The organism is Bacillus sp. PK6-16, assembly GCF_056530295.1.
The window spans coordinates 4,227,975-4,244,336 of sequence record NZ_CP096511.1 but is presented as its reverse complement, the minus strand read 5'-3'; the positions used below and the strand labels follow the sequence as shown (position 1 = coordinate 4,244,336).

General features: G+C 34.1%; 10 protein-coding genes and 1 riboswitch. Of the genes, 9 read left to right on the top strand and 1 reads right to left on the bottom strand.

Annotated features, from left to right (window positions below; genetic code table 11):
* Window positions 1-178: 178 nt before the first annotated feature.
* The 7 genes from M1D66_RS21740 to M1D66_RS21710 all read left to right on the top strand — a co-directional run bounded on the left by M1D66_RS21740 (window position 179) and on the right by M1D66_RS21710 (window position 12,102).
* Window positions 179-715 (top strand): TetR/AcrR family transcriptional regulator, encoded by a 537-nt coding sequence (locus M1D66_RS21740; RefSeq protein WP_000028016.1) that lies wholly within the window; start codon window positions 179-181, stop codon window positions 713-715.
* Window positions 716-887: 172 nt separating this feature from the next.
* A riboswitch (cyclic di-GMP riboswitch) is annotated at window positions 888-980 on the top strand.
* Between the two features lie 59 nt (window positions 981-1,039).
* Window positions 1,040-6,997 carry a SpaA isopeptide-forming pilin-related protein gene (locus M1D66_RS21735; RefSeq protein ID WP_242554793.1) on the top strand — a complete coding sequence of 1,986 codons (5,958 nt, stop codon included), beginning with the start codon at window positions 1,040-1,042 and terminating at the stop codon, window positions 6,995-6,997.
* A gap of 478 nt (window positions 6,998-7,475) precedes the next feature.
* Complete coding sequence (locus M1D66_RS21730) at window positions 7,476-8,213, top strand: 2OG-Fe dioxygenase family protein (RefSeq protein ID WP_000144813.1); 738 nt, start codon at window positions 7,476-7,478, stop codon at window positions 8,211-8,213.
* Entirely contained in the window at window positions 8,210-8,956 is a 747-nt protein-coding gene (locus M1D66_RS21725; protein WP_001208947.1) for an SDR family NAD(P)-dependent oxidoreductase, read from the top strand. The genes M1D66_RS21730 and M1D66_RS21725 overlap by 4 nt, the downstream gene beginning before the upstream one ends.
* A gap of 89 nt (window positions 8,957-9,045) precedes the next feature.
* Window positions 9,046-9,987 (top strand): DMT family transporter, encoded by a 942-nt coding sequence (locus tag M1D66_RS21720; protein WP_000939621.1) that lies wholly within the window; start codon window positions 9,046-9,048, stop codon window positions 9,985-9,987.
* A 230-nt stretch (window positions 9,988-10,217) separates the two neighbouring features.
* Entirely contained in the window at window positions 10,218-10,694 is a 477-nt protein-coding gene (locus M1D66_RS21715; protein WP_046392433.1) for a PH domain-containing protein, read from the top strand.
* Window positions 10,687-12,102 (top strand): PH domain-containing protein, encoded by a 1,416-nt coding sequence (locus M1D66_RS21710; protein WP_000278131.1) that lies wholly within the window; start codon window positions 10,687-10,689, stop codon window positions 12,100-12,102. Before M1D66_RS21715 ends, M1D66_RS21710 begins: the two co-directional genes overlap by 8 nt.
* Window positions 12,103-12,395: 293 nt before the next feature.
* Here M1D66_RS21710 and hmoB read toward each other — a convergent pair whose 3' ends face one another.
* Window positions 12,396-12,893: a heme-degrading monooxygenase HmoB gene (gene hmoB / locus M1D66_RS21705; protein WP_000644062.1), complete on the bottom strand. Its 498-nt coding sequence runs from the start codon at window positions 12,891-12,893 to the stop codon at window positions 12,396-12,398.
* Window positions 12,894-13,020: 127 nt separating this feature from the next.
* Here hmoB and M1D66_RS21700 point away from each other — a divergent pair, with 127 nt between their 5' ends.
* Entirely contained in the window at window positions 13,021-15,138 is a 2,118-nt protein-coding gene (locus M1D66_RS21700) for a transglycosylase domain-containing protein (RefSeq protein WP_000756287.1), read from the top strand.
* 177 nt (window positions 15,139-15,315) lie between these two features.
* A complete protein-coding gene (gene hemE / locus M1D66_RS21695) occupies window positions 15,316-16,362 on the top strand; it encodes a uroporphyrinogen decarboxylase (protein ID WP_000252605.1) in 1,047 nt (348 codons plus the stop codon).

Genomic DNA, 16,362 nt, shown 5'->3' with positions numbered 1-16,362 from the left:
TTGTGTGTTTAATGTTATCATATTGAATGATATGGAAATTTTTAATAGAATAAGTAACTAAAAATTCAAAGGTAATGAAGCTTTTGTTGTATAAAGAAAATACTTAGTAGTAATCAACAATATTAAAAATAAGATTCGTATTTATATAAATTTAGTAGAAATGGGGTTTTAAAAAGGAATGAGTATAAGCATAACGCGGCAAAAGATTTTGGCGGCCGCTTCTCAAATTGTGCAATGTAAAGGGGTTGCTAAATTAACCTTAGAAGCAGTGGCAAAAGAGGCGGGTGTAAGTAAAGGTGGATTATTGTATCACTTTTCAAATAAAGAAGCTTTAATAGAAGGTATGATAGTCAGAGGGGTAGAGGATTATGAGGGAGCCATTTACAATAAAGTAGCGGAAGACGCAGAGAAGAAAGGGAGATGGGTTCGCTCTTTTGTAGAGGAAAGATTAAATAATGAGAGAAGAACAGAAGAGTTATCTAGTAGTATGATGGCAGCATTCATGTTAAAACCTGAATTACTTGAGCCATTACAACAATCATTTCAGCAACTGCAAAAGAATATAGAAAACGATGAGATAGATGCAGTTTGTGCAACAATTATTAGATTAGCAGCAGATGGATTATGGTATTCGGAATATTTAGGGGTTGGAAGACTAAGCCCCGAGTTAAGAGAAAAAGTGATTCAAGCTCTTATTAGAAATTCATATAAATAGAATATACGAACTATATAATGTGAAAATAATTCACCGTTGCTTCTTTAATGTAGTGGTGAATTATTTTTTTTATTAGAAAAATAGAACAATTTTATAGAGTATTGAATTATAACCGTCCAGACGGTATAGTAATATTTGGTTTAAGAGGAAAATGAAACAAAAAAAGAATAAAAGATATTTTTAGCACACTATTCGAAAGGATAGGCCGCAAAGCTTAGAGTCTACGGTAATACATATTGGTTACTAAGATCGTCTGGTTGCACATTTTTGATGCAACCGGACGGTCTTTTTTTGTTATATAAATATAAAAAATAGGAGGGAACTATGCAAATGAAAAGTACTAAAAGACATATTTCAATGGTTTCATTAGTTTTTCTAGTATTATTTTCAGTGCTGAATGTGTGGGCTCCAGTTATTCAAGCTGCTGTGATGAAAAGTCCAGTGGACGAAATTAATATTTCCCGTACTGATGGCACGACATCTGAACCGTATCAAGCCTCAGATGGTATGAAAGTAGAAGTGAAGTGGTCAGCTAAAGAAAAAATAAAAAGTGGAGATCAATTCACAATTGATATGCCAAAAGAGTTTCGAAAAGACCTTATGAATATGAGTTTTCCTTTAAAAGATGCTGAAGGAAAAACAGTTGGTACATGTGAGATGAAAAAGGGTCTATTAACGTGTACTATGGGTGATTACGTAGAAGGAAAGAATAACATTAAAGGTTCTTTATTCGTAGAATTCTACTTTGGTCTAGAAGCATATGATGGTGTTAAAGAAATTCCATTAGAATTTAACGTTGATGGTCAAATCGTCAATAAAGAAGTAAATGTAAGTAATACGACAGAGAGACCGAAGCCACAGCCCAATACAGATAATCTATTGAAATGGGGTTCTTATAATCAAGAAGATCCTTCGATTGCTGATTGGCTTGTATATGTAAATGCAACTGGAACAGAAATGCAAGATCTTAAATTAACAGATACATTAGGACCTGGGCATGAGTTAATTACAGACAGCGTAGTATTAGAAGAGGCTGTATTTGAAGATGGTTATGCACCAACAAATATTAAGCCAGCAGATTTATCTAACATTAAAATTAATACAACAAAGGCTGGATTTACAATTGAGTTTCCAGACAGTTCAAAAGGTTATATTTTAAGATATAAAACAAAGATTACTAATCCTTCTGCAAAGCCTCATAAAAATACTGTGAAATTAGAAGGTAAAAATATTAAAACTGAAGAAAAAGTAGGACAAGTATTCGTAAGTGGTGGAGGGGGAACCGGTTCAGGTGACGATAATCCACCTAGTATTGAAAAAAATATAGTTGATGAGAATGGCAAGCTTGTAGAGAATGAGCAGCTAACACAAATGGATCAAGTGATTCAATACCAAGTTGGTACACATATACCGAACGATCCTCCTAAATACACATCAATGGTAATTCGTGATGATTTAGAAGATGTTTTAGAAGTATTAGAGGCAAAAGTATATGATCAAAATGGCCAAGATATTACTTCTAAAGGGACGTTAAAGATAGATAAGCAAAGAAGTGAAGTAACATTTACGTTTGGTGAGAATTTTGACTATAAGTCATATGAAGACCAGATAATTAATCTTAGTATCAAGGCGAAAATTAAAAATGATGCAGACTTATCTTCTTACGTAGATAAGAAGATTCCTAATAAAGCGGAATTACATTTTGATGATAAAACATTAACATCAAAAGAAGTAACTATTACGCCGCCTGAAGCTCCAAAAGATGGTACAGTATCGCTTCATAAAATAGATTCTGAGAATCCGAACAAAGGGTTAAAAGGTGCCGAATTTGAAGTCCGAAATAGTGCAAATGAAGTTGTTGCAAAACTGAAAACGGACGAAAAAGGTTTTTCAGTACCTCAACCTTTAGCTCCTGGGACGTATAAAGTATATGAAACAGTAGCACCAGAAGGATATCAAAAATTAACAAGTCCAGTAGAGGTTACACTTCAAGCTGGAGAAACAAAAACAATTGAAATTAAAAATACTATGCAAAAGGGTCAAATTGAAGTAAAGAAAATTGATTCGGAAAATGGTGAAAAACCATTAGCAAATGCAGAGTTTGATATAGTAAAAGACGGTGTAGTAGTCGAACATATTGTTACAGATAAAGATGGTAAGGCAATCTCTAAACCGTTAGCACCAGGGAAATATATTTTAAAAGAAACGAAAGCGCCTGAAGGCTACCAATTAAAAGAAGCAGAGTTCGAAGTAAATGTAACAGGGGACGGCATATTCCCAATACAAGTGGAAAATGCAATGGTAGACAAAGGTAATATAGAAATTACAAAAGTGGACAAAGAAAACGGGGCAGTATTAGCGGGTGTCGAATTTGAAGTCCAAGATGAGAAAGATGAAGTAGTAAGAAAAGTAGTAACAGATAAAGATGGAAAAGCAAACGTTTCAGATCTATCAGTAGGAAAGTACAAATTAGTAGAGACGAAAAGCTTACCAGGTTATAAAAAGCTAACAGAACCAGTACCATTTGAAATAAAAAAAGGTATGACAAAAGCTTTAGCAATAAAAGTAGAAAATGAGCAGTTAGACAAAGGCTCAGTAGAAATTACAAAAATAGATAAAGATAGCCAAAAAGTACTAGAAGGCGTAGTCTTCGAAGTGCAAGATGAGCAAGGCAAAGTAGTAACAGAAGTAAAAACAGATAAAGATGGTAAAGCAAAAATCTCTGATTTATCAGTAGGGAAGTACAAATTAGTAGAGACGAAAAGTTTACCAGGCTACAAAAAGCTAACAGATTCAGTATCATTCGAAATTACAAAAGGTATGACAACAGTCCTATCGTTGAAAGTAGAAAATGAACAGTTAGATAAAGGTTCAGTAGAAATTACAAAAATAGATAAAGGCAGCAAAAAAGCATTAAAAGGCGTAGTCTTTGAAGTGCAAGATGAAGCTGGAACAGTAGTAAAGGAAGTAAAAACAGATAAAGATGGTAAAGCAAAAATCTCAGATCTATCAGTAGGGAAGTACAAATTAGTAGAGAAAGAAAGTTTACCAGGCTATAAGAAATTAACAGAGCCAGTATCGTTTGAAATTACAAAAGGTATGACCGAGATCTTATCATTAAAAATAGAAAATGAAATGGTAGATACGGGAAATATAGAGATAACAAAGATAGATAAAGATAATAAAGCACCGTTAGCGGGAGTAACATTCATCGTACAAGATGAAAAGGGTAAGGAAGTTACGAAAGTAACGACAGATAAAGAAGGAAAAGCAAATGTTTCAGATTTACCTGTAGGAAAGTATGAATTAGTAGAGGTAGAAAGTTTACCTGGTTATAAAAAGTTAGAAAAACCAGTATCATTTGAAATTAAAAAAGGCATGACCGAGGTCCTATCATTGAAAGTAGAAAATGAAATGGTGGATACAGGGAATGTAGAGATAACAAAAATAGATAAAGATAGTAAAGCTCCATTAGAAAATGTTGTATTTGAAGTACGTGATTCAAAAGGAAAAGTAGTTGCGAAAGTAAAAACGGATAAAGAAGGAAAAGCAAACGTTTCAGATTTATCTATTGGAAAGTATGAGTTGGTAGAAGTAGAAACACCGGCAGGATACAAACCACTAGAAAAGCCAATTTCATTCGAAATTGAAAAGGGTAGAGTAACAGCATTACAATTGACTGTAGAAAATGAATTAGTGGATACAGGAAATGTAGAAATTACAAAAGTAGATAAAGAAAATAAAGATGCTTTAGCTGATGCAGTCTTTGAAATTCAAGATGAAGCAGGACAAGTAGTCGCTAAAATAACGACAGATAAAAAAGGACAAGCACAAGTTACTAATTTATCAGTCGGCACATACAAGTTAGTAGAAGTAAAAGCACCAAAAGGATATAAACAATTAGTAGATCCGATTACTTTCCAAATTGAAAAAGGCATGACAAAATCTCTTGCTTTAACAGTAGAAAACGAAATGTTAGACAAGGGAAATGTGGAAGTAACAAAAGTAGATAAAGATAATCAAAAAGTATTAGAAGGCGTAGTCTTCGAAGTGCAAGATGAGCAAGGCAAAGTAGTAACAGAAGTAAAAACAGATAAAAATGGTAAAGCAAAAATCTCAGACTTATCTGTAGGAAAGTACAAATTAGTAGAGACGAAGAGCTTACCAGGTTACAAAAAGTTAACGGAACCGGTATCATTCGAAATTAAAAAAGGTATGACGAAAGTTTTATCATTGAAAGTAGAGAACGAACAGTTAGATAAAGGTTCAGTAGAGATTACAAAAGTGGACAAAGAAAGTGGCGCAGTATTAGCGGGCGTAACATTCGAAGTGCAAGATGAAAAAGGAAAAGTAGTAACAAAAGTAACGACAGATAAAGAAGGACAAGCAACAATTTCAGATTTACCAGTAGGAAAATATAAGCTAGTAGAGGTAGAAAGCTTACCAGGATATAAAAAACTAGTGAAACCAGTATCATTCGAAATCAAAAAAGGTATGACAGAAGTTTTATCACTAAAAGTAGAGAATGAATTAGTAGATAAAGGCTCAGTAGAAATTACAAAAGTAGATAAAGATAGTCAAAAAGTATTAGAAGGCGTAGTCTTCGAAGTACAAGACGACAAAGGAAAAGTAGTAACAGAAGTAAAAACAGATAAAAATGGTAAAGCAAAAATCTCAGACTTATCTGTAGGAAAGTACAAATTAGTAGAGAAAGAAAGCTTACCAGGCTACAAAAAGCTAACAGAGCCAGTATCATTCGAAATTAAAAAGGGTATGACAGAAGTCTTATCATTAAAAGTAGAGAATGAACAGTTAGACAAAGGTTCAGTAGAAATCACAAAAGTAGATAAAGATAGTCAAAAAGTATTAGAAGGCGTAGTCTTCGAAGTACAAGACGACAAAGGAAAAGTAGTAACAGAAGTACAAACAGATAAAAATGGTAAAGCAAAAATCTCAGACTTATCTGTAGGAAAGTACAAATTAGTAGAGAAAGAAAGCTTACCAGGTTACAAACAATTAACAGAACCAGTATCGTTTGAAATTACAAAAGGTATGACAGAAGTTCTATCATTAAAAATAGAAAATGAAATGGTAGATACGGGAAATGTAGAAATTACAAAAATAGATAAAGATAATAAGGCACCGTTAGCAGGTGTAGTCTTTGAAGTACAAGACGACAAAGGCAAGGTAGTAACGAAAGTAACGACAGATAAAGCTGGAAAAGCAACAGTTTCAGATTTATCAGTAGGAAAGTACAAGCTAGTAGAAGTAGAGAGTTTACCAGGCTACAAAAAATTAGAAAAGCCTGTACCATTTGAAATTACAAAAGGTATGACAAAATCTTTAGCGTTCACTGTAGAAAATGAAATGGTAGATACGGGGAATGTAGAAATCACAAAAATAGATAAAGACAGTAAAGCACCATTAGAAAATGTTGTATTTGAAGTACGTGACTCAAAAGGCAAAGTAGTTGCGAAAGTAACGACGGATAAAGAAGGAAAAGCAAACGTTTCAGATCTATCAGTAGGAAAATACAAATTAGTAGAGACGAAGAGCTTACCAGGTTACAAAAAGTTAACGGAACCAGTATCATTCGAAATTACAAAAGGTATGACAAAAGTCTTATCATTGAAAGTAGAGAACGAACAGTTAGACAAAGGTTCAGTGGAGATTACAAAAATGGCCGCTGAAAGCAAGGAAGTCTTATCAGGAGCTGTGTTTGAAGTTCATGATGAAAAGGGAAAAGTAGTAGTGAAAGTAACAACAGATAAAGATGGAAAGGCAAAAATCACAGATCTATCTGTAGGTAACTACACACTAGTAGAAGTAGAAGCACCAAAGGGATATGAAAAATTAACTAATCCAATTCCATTTGAAATTACAAATGGAATGATAAATGCAGTTCAATTAGAAGTATTAAACAAATTGAATCATTTAGCACCACCAGGTCCAGAAACACCGAATCCAGAAAAGCCTGGAACACCAGATCCGGAGAAACCTGGAACACCGAATCCAGAAAAGCCTGGAACACCAGATCCAGAAAAGCCTGGAACACCAGATCCAGAAAAACCTGGAACACCGAATCCAGAAAAGCCTGGAACACCAGATCCAGAAAAACCTGGAACACCAGATCCAGAAAAGCCAGGGACACCGAATCCAGAGAAACCTGAAAAAGAATTACCGAAGACAGGGCAGAAAATGCCTGTGGAACCATATATGGGAGCACTTCTTGTAATGATGAGTTTTGGGTTACTCGTATTAGGTAGAAAACAGCAGAGATAATAAAGGTGAAAAGGTATCCTCAAAGTATTTGAGGATACCTTTTTTAGCATAAAAAAAAGCATCTAGCAAAAGTACTAGATGCAAATAAAAACACAAGGGAAGACAAAATTCTTCCCTTTTCCCGTATGTAATTATATCAAAAAATTTATAAAAAACTAGCTATATTTAAAATATAATTTTTAAAAAAGTTATATACATAAATAATTGCAATACGCGCAGTTTTATCTTTCTGAAAAATCTATTTCTTTAATTTCGAATATTAAGACTAATGTTGATAAATCTTCAGATAATTGGAAAAAATAACCAAAAGGATATATAATATTGCTTAATAAATAATTTTAATGAATTACATATATTTCATTTGGTGTATTAATTGAATATCATAATTTAAAATTTTATTAAGCAAGAATCTCGGTTACTTATTGCATTTCTAACATAGGATGAGATAGAAAAATACAATAGTGTGGAGGTTTTTATAATGACGTTTGTTCTTAGTAAAATGAATGGGTTTAGCATAGAAGAAAAGGTACATGAATTTGAATCTAAAGGATTCCTTGAAATCTCAAATGAAATCTTTTTACAAGAGGAAGAGAATCATCGTTTATTAACACAAGCACAGTTAGATTATTATAATTTGGAAGATGATGCGTACGGTGAATGCCGTGCTAGATCTTATTCAAGGTATATAAAGTATGTTGATTCACCAGATTATATTTTAGATAATAGTAATGATTACTTCCAATCTAAAGAATATAACTATGACGATGGCGGGAAAGTTAGACAGTTCAATAGCATAAATGATAGCTTTTTATGCAATCCTTTAATTCAAAATATCGTGCGTTTCGATACTGAATTTGCATTTAAAACAAATATAATAGATACAAGTAAAGACTTAATTATAGGTTTACATCAAGTAAGATATAAAGCTACTAAAGAAAGACCATCTTTTAGTTCACCTATTTGGTTACATAAAGATGATGAACCAGTAGTATTTTTACACCTTATGAATTTAAGTAATACAGCTATTGGTGGAGATAATTTAATAGCTAATTCTCCTCGGGAAATTAATCAGTTTATAAGTTTGAAGGAGCCTTTAGAAACTTTAGTATTTGGACAAAAGGTCTTCCATGCCGTAACGCCACTTGGAACAGAATGTAGTACGGAGGCTTTTCGTGATATTTTATTAGTAACATTTTCTTATAAGGAGACAAAATGAGAGAGAATAAAATAATTATGATTTCTGGAGCCAATAGCGGTATAGGTCATGCTTGTATAAAATACTTTTTAGAAAAATCATTTTATGTAATAGCGCTTGATATTCATAATAATAATTTAATAGATTATATGAAAACAGATATGCCTTTGAAAGTAGTGCAAATTGATTTAAGTAATAGCGAAGCGATTCATAATCTTTTTACTCAATTAGATTTAGAAAAGCTTTCTCCTGATATATTAATAAATGCAGCTGGTATTCGAGAGATAACACCTGTTTTACATTTATCCGATGATATGTTTAAAAAAGTAATTGATGTAAATTTAGTAGCCCCATTTATCCTTTCTAGGGAAGTAGCTAAGCGATGGTGTGAATCGAAAATAAAAGGTTGTATTGTGAATATAGCATCGGTTTCTGGATTAATGGCTGAACCAGAGCGAGCTGCTTATGTTGCATCAAAACATGCTTTAATCGGATTGACTAAACAGATGGCTATGGAATTTGGGAAGCAAAATATAAGGGTAAATAGTATTTCTCCCGGTGTTATTAGAACTGAACTTACAGAAGAATACTTTAGTAATAAAGCCTTGATGTCTATGATAAAAAGTAATCAATCTTTAGATACTTGGGGGTTGCCGCAGGATATTGTTTCATGTATTGAGTACTTGATTTCTGATCAGGCCCGCTTTATTACTGGTTCTAATTTTGTAATTGATGGTGGTTGGACTGCTGGAAAAAATTTATAATTGAGTGTTTTTGAGGAAAAGCACCTGTCCTTTTTTTAGGCTGGTGTTTTTCTCACTATAAACCGAGTTTTTATTGGAGGGGGATTAATTTGCTTCAAAAGAGTTTTAAGCAAGAGAAAACGGTACCGGCCTTAAAGATGATAGCATCAATGGTTATCTTTGGATCAGTTGGATTTTTTTCGGTTCAAACAAACTTACCTTCGTTTGAATTAGTGTTTGTAAGGTGTATTTTTGCGACAATATTTTTAAGTGTATGCTGGTTGCTTACAGGGCAATATAAACAAGATAAATGGGAACGAAAAGAAGTTATTCAAGTTTTAATATGTGGTTTTTTCTTAGTATTTAATTGGGTTTTCTTATTTAAAGCCTTTGAAAATATGTCAGTTACCATTGCTATCTCAGTTTATCATCTTGCACCAGTAATTGTACTGTTAATTGGAAGTATCGTCTTTAAAGAAAAATTAACATTCATATCTATCATTTCAATAATTGTGTGTTTTGCAGGAGCTTTATTAATTGCTGGTATCGATGGAAGCTTCTCTTTCGGTTCATTAATGTCTTCAGGTATGATATGGGGATTTCTTGCAGCTCTCTTTTATGCATTTACAACTTTATTTGGTAAAGGGATTAACAAAATGAGTGCGTATGCAATGACATTTTTACAAACATTCTTGGGGATATTTCTTTTAATACCATTTATAGATTTAGATGCTTTTAGTGGCCTCACTCAAAGTAATTGGACATATATTATAGCTACTGGTTTTATTCACACAGGGATAGTATATTATCTGTTTTTTGATAGTTTACGCTATTTATCTACAAAAACAATCTCAATATTAGTTTTTTTAGATCCGGCAGTGGCAATATTATTAGATACTGTACTTACTGGGTTCCGTCCAACTTTAATGCAAATAACAGGAATTCTTTTTATTTTTATTGGCATGACTTTAACATTAAAAAAATCTAAAGATAAAAAACTGAGCCAAAAAGAAAAGCGAATTGAAAGCGATGCTAGTATATCTCAACAATAATGAAATATATTGTGTATAAAACGATAAACCTTACATGAATCATGTAAGGTTTATTTTAGTTCAATATAATTCATATTTATAATACATAATTTTCAAAACTGAGGTATGTGTTTCTTTAATATGCTTTTGATTCAACTATTTTCATTTGACTATAAATTTACAAAAATGTATATAAAACCTTATTTTTTGATAATATATAAGTAATAAATTCATAGAATTGGAGTGATGAGATGCAGCCGTTAGAAAGGGAGATTCATTCTAATATGCTGAAAGTGTGGCGAATTCACGCTTTAATTGGGACGGCAGTTATACTAACAGTCGTAATTGCGTATTTCTTTTTTATGATTAACTTTAACTGGTGGGGCTGGTTGTTTGGACTATTAGTAACAGGAGCTATTACATTTATTCCACTTGATTATTTTGTGTTTCCAAATTTACGTCAGCGCTATTATAGTTACAGATTAAATGAAGAAGAGATTGAGATTCAAAAGGGAATGTTCGTTGTAAAACGCGTACTTATTCCGATGATCCGTGTGCAGCACGTAACGATTGAGCAAGGGCCAATTATGAGAAAGTATAATTTAGCAGAATTACATATTTCAACAGCCGCAACTTCTCATAGTATTCCAGGTTTAACGAAAGAAGAAGCAGAACAGCTGAAAAGACAAATTGGAGAACTTGCGAAAGTGAGTGATGAGGATGTATAAGAGGCAACATCCGATTACGATATTGTTAGGTATTAGGATTGCGAGTTTGTTGCCACTTATTATTCTTGTTTTATTTAAACCTGATGAACAAGTGGAACCTTGGTATTTATTTTATCTTTTTCTTCTGGTTGTTTTATTCATCATGGCTATTTTTTCAGCAATTAAATGGTATTTTAAAGTGTACTGGATTGAGAATAATATTTTACATATAAAGCACGGTGTTTTTGTAAAGAAGGAAAGCTATTTAAATAAAGAGCGTGTACAAAATATTAGTACGTCTTCTAACATCATTTATCAAATGCTCGGACTTATGAAGTTAAATATAGAAGTAGCCGGTGGTGGTAATGAACCAGAAGTGATGTTGGCTGGTATTAAAGAAGACGAGGCAAAACATTTAATTTCTTTATTACATAAGAAAGAAACTACTGTAAAAGAAGAAATAGAAGAGGAAGAAAGCAAGACGGTTTATCAGTTAACAGCGAAAGAGGTTTTAGCCGCAGCGATTACATCTGGTCGGTTCGGACTAGTGTTCTCTGGACTAGTACTTCTTTACACAAAGTTTGATTTTGTTCTTCCTGAAGGATTCACAAGTAAAGTAGAAGCGTATGTGATGGGAAACGGTGTTTATAAACTAATTGTAATTGCATTAATTTTAATGGCAATTTCGTGGATTATTTCCACAGCTGGATATGTGTTGAAATATGCAAACTTTAAAATTGAGCGAAAAGGGGAAGAGATTCGTATCGTTCAAGGATTATTTGAAAAGAAAGAGTTTGTCTTAAAATTGCACCGCATTCAAGCGATTACTGTAAAAGAAGGTATGCTTCGCCAGCCGTTTGGCTATTGTGCTGTTGAAGTGGAAGCAATTCAAAGTATTGGAGCAGCAAGTAACGAAGTAATGTTGCATCCATTTATGAAGAAAAAAGATGTACAGCACCTGATCACATATTTAGAGTTACCATATGAAATCGAAGCAGAGATCGTTCACTTACCAAAAACAGCGTTGCGTCGTTATTTCATTATGGGCTGGTTAATAAGTATCATACTCACAGTTCTAATTGCCAGCGTGAGTATATATTTTAAACAATATATTGCGTTGTTTGTTATTTTACCGTTATTTATCGTGTTTTCGTTACTTGCGTATGCTAGATATAAAAGTGGCGGTTATGAATTAAGAGAAAATCAACTAACGGTTGTATATCGTAATTTTTCGAAATATACAGGAATAATGCGAAGAAGACATGTTCAAGCAGTAGGTTATAATCAATCGTATTTTCAAAGAAAAGATGAATTATGTACAACTCTTGTAGCGGTAGCCGGGCGCGGTTATGAAGTAAAGCATATGAGAAAAAAAGATTCACTTCGTATATATAATTGGTACAAAGAAAAAGGAAACACCGGTGTGTAATGGTGTTTCCTTTTTGTCATTAAATTGATATCTTTAGTCGAATCGTTGATATATTTCAAGATATGATAGATATATTCGGAAAATCGTTGATATATTTCAAGATATGATAGATATATTCGGAAAATCGTTGATATATTTCAAGATATGATAGATATATTCGGAAAATCGTTGATATATTTCAAGATGTGATAGATATATTCGGAAAATCGTTGATATATTCAAAGATATGATAGATATATTCGGAAAATCGTTAATATAATTTCACGTACTGTTAGTGTTGTATTATGTTTTAATTAAACTAACACATCAAAAGTAGTCACAAAAGATGGACGAGAGAAAATACTCTTTTGCTGTTCCGCATGTGGATGCGCTGGAGCTTGTCCTTCTGCTTGCGTGGGACGTTTTTTATGAGCGTTTTCGAATGAACGTGATTCTGTCCAGTCTTTAAAGTTTTGCTCTGTTTCCCACATCGTTAAGATGACGTATGTATCGTTACTTAATGGGCGTAGAACACGGATCGCTTGGAATCCTGGTTCGTTTTCAATAAGGCCTGCGCGGTTTTTAAAGCGGTTTTCGAATACTGGGCGACCTTCGTCTGTGACAGAAATGTTGTTACAAACGATATAGCCAGGTTGTCCTTTAAATTCACCGACAGCATCTAGTACGTCATACTGAAGTGAGCCTTCTACAGATTCTTCTGTATTTTCTTTATAAAACATATTTTTTTCATCATTTTTTGCAGTGAAATGTGCTTGTTCTAGAGGTGTTTCGTACGAAATAATAGCCTTCATTTTAATGCCCCCTTAATAGTTTGTTTCTATTATATCAACTCTCTTAAAAAACTTCGAAGATTATATACATAAAGATACTTCTTTTTCAAATAATAAATGTACCATCATTTGGAAAGAAGGACGATGTATGAAGAAAGTAAAGTGGACTTTATTAGGCGGCGTCGCAACGTTCGTAGTAGCGATTGTAATCTATAAACTTATCGTGTTAGCTGGTGGCTATATGATGGATGAAAAGCAGCTCGTTTTCCACTCTTCATCACGTATCGTTGACCAGAAAGGGAAAGAAATTACGAAATTATACGTAGAAAATAGAGAGCTCGTACCAATCGAGCAAATTCCGAAGTATGTGCAGCAGGCGTTTGTTGCGGTGGAAGATTCTCGTTTTTATGAGCATCAAGGGATTGATTATCCGTCTATATTCCGTGCTCTTTATAAAGATACGTTAGCTAGAGAGAAGGTAGAGGGCGGTAGTACCATTACGCAGCAACTCGCTAAAAACGTCTTTTTAACTCGTGAAAAAACATTTACGCGCAAATTGAAGGAAGTCGCAATTTCTCTTCAATTAGAGCAAAAATATACGAAGCAACAAATTCTTGAAATGTATATGAATCATATTTATTTTGGTCATGGGGCTTACGGCATTCAAGCGGCAGCAAAGTTGTATTTTAATAAAAATGTTGAGGATTTAACAGTAGAGGAAGGGGCAATGCTTGCAGGCCTTCCGAAGTCACCAAACGGATATTCACCGTACTATTCTGCAGAGAAGAGTAAGGAACGCCGTGATCTAGTGTTGTCACTTATGCATAAACAAGGCTATTTGACTGCAGAAGAAAGCGTTCGTTATCAAGGGAAGACAATTGCTCTATATAAAAATTTAGATGAGAATGAGCTTGCATATATGCCGTATATTGATATGGTCATAGATGAAGCCGCTCGTTTATACGGATTGTCTCATCAAGAAGTACTTCGCGGAGGATATACGTTTGTCGTACCTATGGATGAAAAGATTCAAAAGGTAGCATATAACCAGTTTCAAGATGCAAGGAATTTCCCTGGGAAAGAAGAGGGGGCGCAAGGTGCTTTCTTATTAATGGATAATCGTACGGGAGGGATTAAAGCGGCGATTGGGGGAAGAAAGTACGTCCCGAGAGGATTTAATCGTGTTTTTGCCAAAAGGCAGCCTGGATCTGTTTTAAAACCACTTATCGTTTATGCACCAGCACTAGAAACGAAAAAGTATAATCCGTATTCTTTATTAACGAATGAAAGAAATTCTTTTGAAGGGTATGAACCTCGAAATTATAATCATGAGTATTCAAAAGAAATGACGATGTATGATGCGATTTTAGAGTCGGCAAATGTACCGGCAGTTTCTTTATTAAATGAGTTAGGGGTAGAAGAAGGAAAGCAATATTTAGAAAAAGGAAATGTTCATATTGCAGATGCTGGTTTAAGTACAGCGCTTGGCGGATTGAAAAATGGCGTTTCAACATTTGATCTTGTAAAAATGTATCGTTCATTTTTAGCAAATGGAAATATTATCGAGCCGCACGTTATTGATAAAGTATTAAATAGACACGGTGCAGTCATTGGGGAATCTCCAAAAGTAGAGACAAAAATCTTCTCGAAGCAGACAGCATGGTATATGACGAAAATGTTAGAAGGAGTTGTGAAGGAAGGAACAGCAAGAGTTGGTGTATATAACGGTGCGTTAGCTGGAAAAACGGGTACAACTTCATTGCCAAATGACGATAAGGGAGCAAGAGATATGTGGTTCGTTGGTTATACACCGAACTTAGTAGGCGCTGTTTGGATTGGTTATGACCGTACGGATAAGGAGCATCAGTTGCAAGGAGAAAGTGCATCTGCGACAAAATTGTTTAAGAAAATTTTAACGAAGGCTAATGTAGAACATAAAGAGAAGTTTATGAAGCCTGAAGGTGTGGAAACAATCGGCGCTCCGATTCGGCTGCGCAAAATTGAAGATGTAAAAATGAAATTATCATTTAGCCCTTTCGGTTTATTTAAAGCAAAATTAAGCTGGACGCCACTTCCAGATAACAGAATTATGTACCGAATCTATAGAGTGGAGAACGGAATTCATACGCATGTTAGCACTGTAAATGGTGCTGGAGAATATGAGGAAAAGTTCATTAACATATTTTCAAAACCGAGCTTTTACGTTGTACCATATAATACACAAACGAATCGTGAAGGAGAAAAGTCAAAAGTAGCTAAACCATAGTTTTTCTCTGTGTTATAATAAGAATGTTGTGAAAATAGTAAGCGTTTTTAAGAATGTTTGTGTCAATTTAATGAACAACGTACATAATATTATGCATTTTGTTTTTACAAGCTGTATAGTAAAAAAAGATAAATATCGAACGTATTCGAAGCATTGGTAAGGAAGGGAGCAAGGGTCTTGGTAAGAACTATAAATGAGACATTTTTAAAAGCATGTAGGGGGGAACGTACTGATTATGTACCAGCATGGTATATGCGTCAGGCAGGTCGTTCGCAGCCGGAATATAGAAAGATAAAAGAAAAGTATTCTTTATTTGAAATTACACACAATCCAGAGTTGTGTGCTTACGTGACAAAGTTGCCGGTTGATCAATATAACGTAGACGCAGCAATTCTTTATAAAGATATTATGTCACCACTACCTGCAATTGGTGTGGATGTAGAAATTAAATCAGGTATTGGCCCAGTTATCGATAACCCAATCCGTTCTTTACAAGATGTAGAAAAACTAGGGGAAATCAATCCAGAAGATGACGTACCGTACATACTAGATACAATTCGTTTATTAACGACAGAAATGTTAGACGTACCGTTAATCGGTTTTTCAGGAGCTCCATTTACATTAGCGAGCTATATGATTGAAGGCGGTCCATCTCGTAACTACCATAATACGAAAGCGTTCATGTATGCAGAGCCGAAAGCTTGGTTTGCTTTAATGGATAAACTAGCAGATATGGTTATTACATATTTAAAAGCGCAAATTAACGCAGGGGCAAAAGCAGTTCAAATTTTCGATTCTTGGGTTGGAACAGTAAATGTAGCAGATTATCGCGTATTTATTAAACCAGCAATGGAGCGTATTTTTGCAGAAGTTCGTAAGATGGGTGTTCCAATGATTATGCACGGCGTAGGAGCTGCACACTTAGTGAATGAGTGGCACGACTTACCGCTTGATGTAGTCGGCTTAGACTGGCGCTTACCGATTGAAGAAGCACGTGCAAGGGGCGTTCATAAGGCGGTACAAGGTAATATGGACCCTTCATTCTTACTTGCACCATGGTCTGTTATTGAAGAACATGTAAAAGGTATTTTAGATCAAGGGATGAAACAGCCGGGTTATATCTTTAACCTAGGTCACGGTGTATTCCCAGAGGTAAATCCAGATACATTAAAACGTTTAACTACATTTATTCATGAATACTCTAAAGGGCAGTTAGCGAAGTAA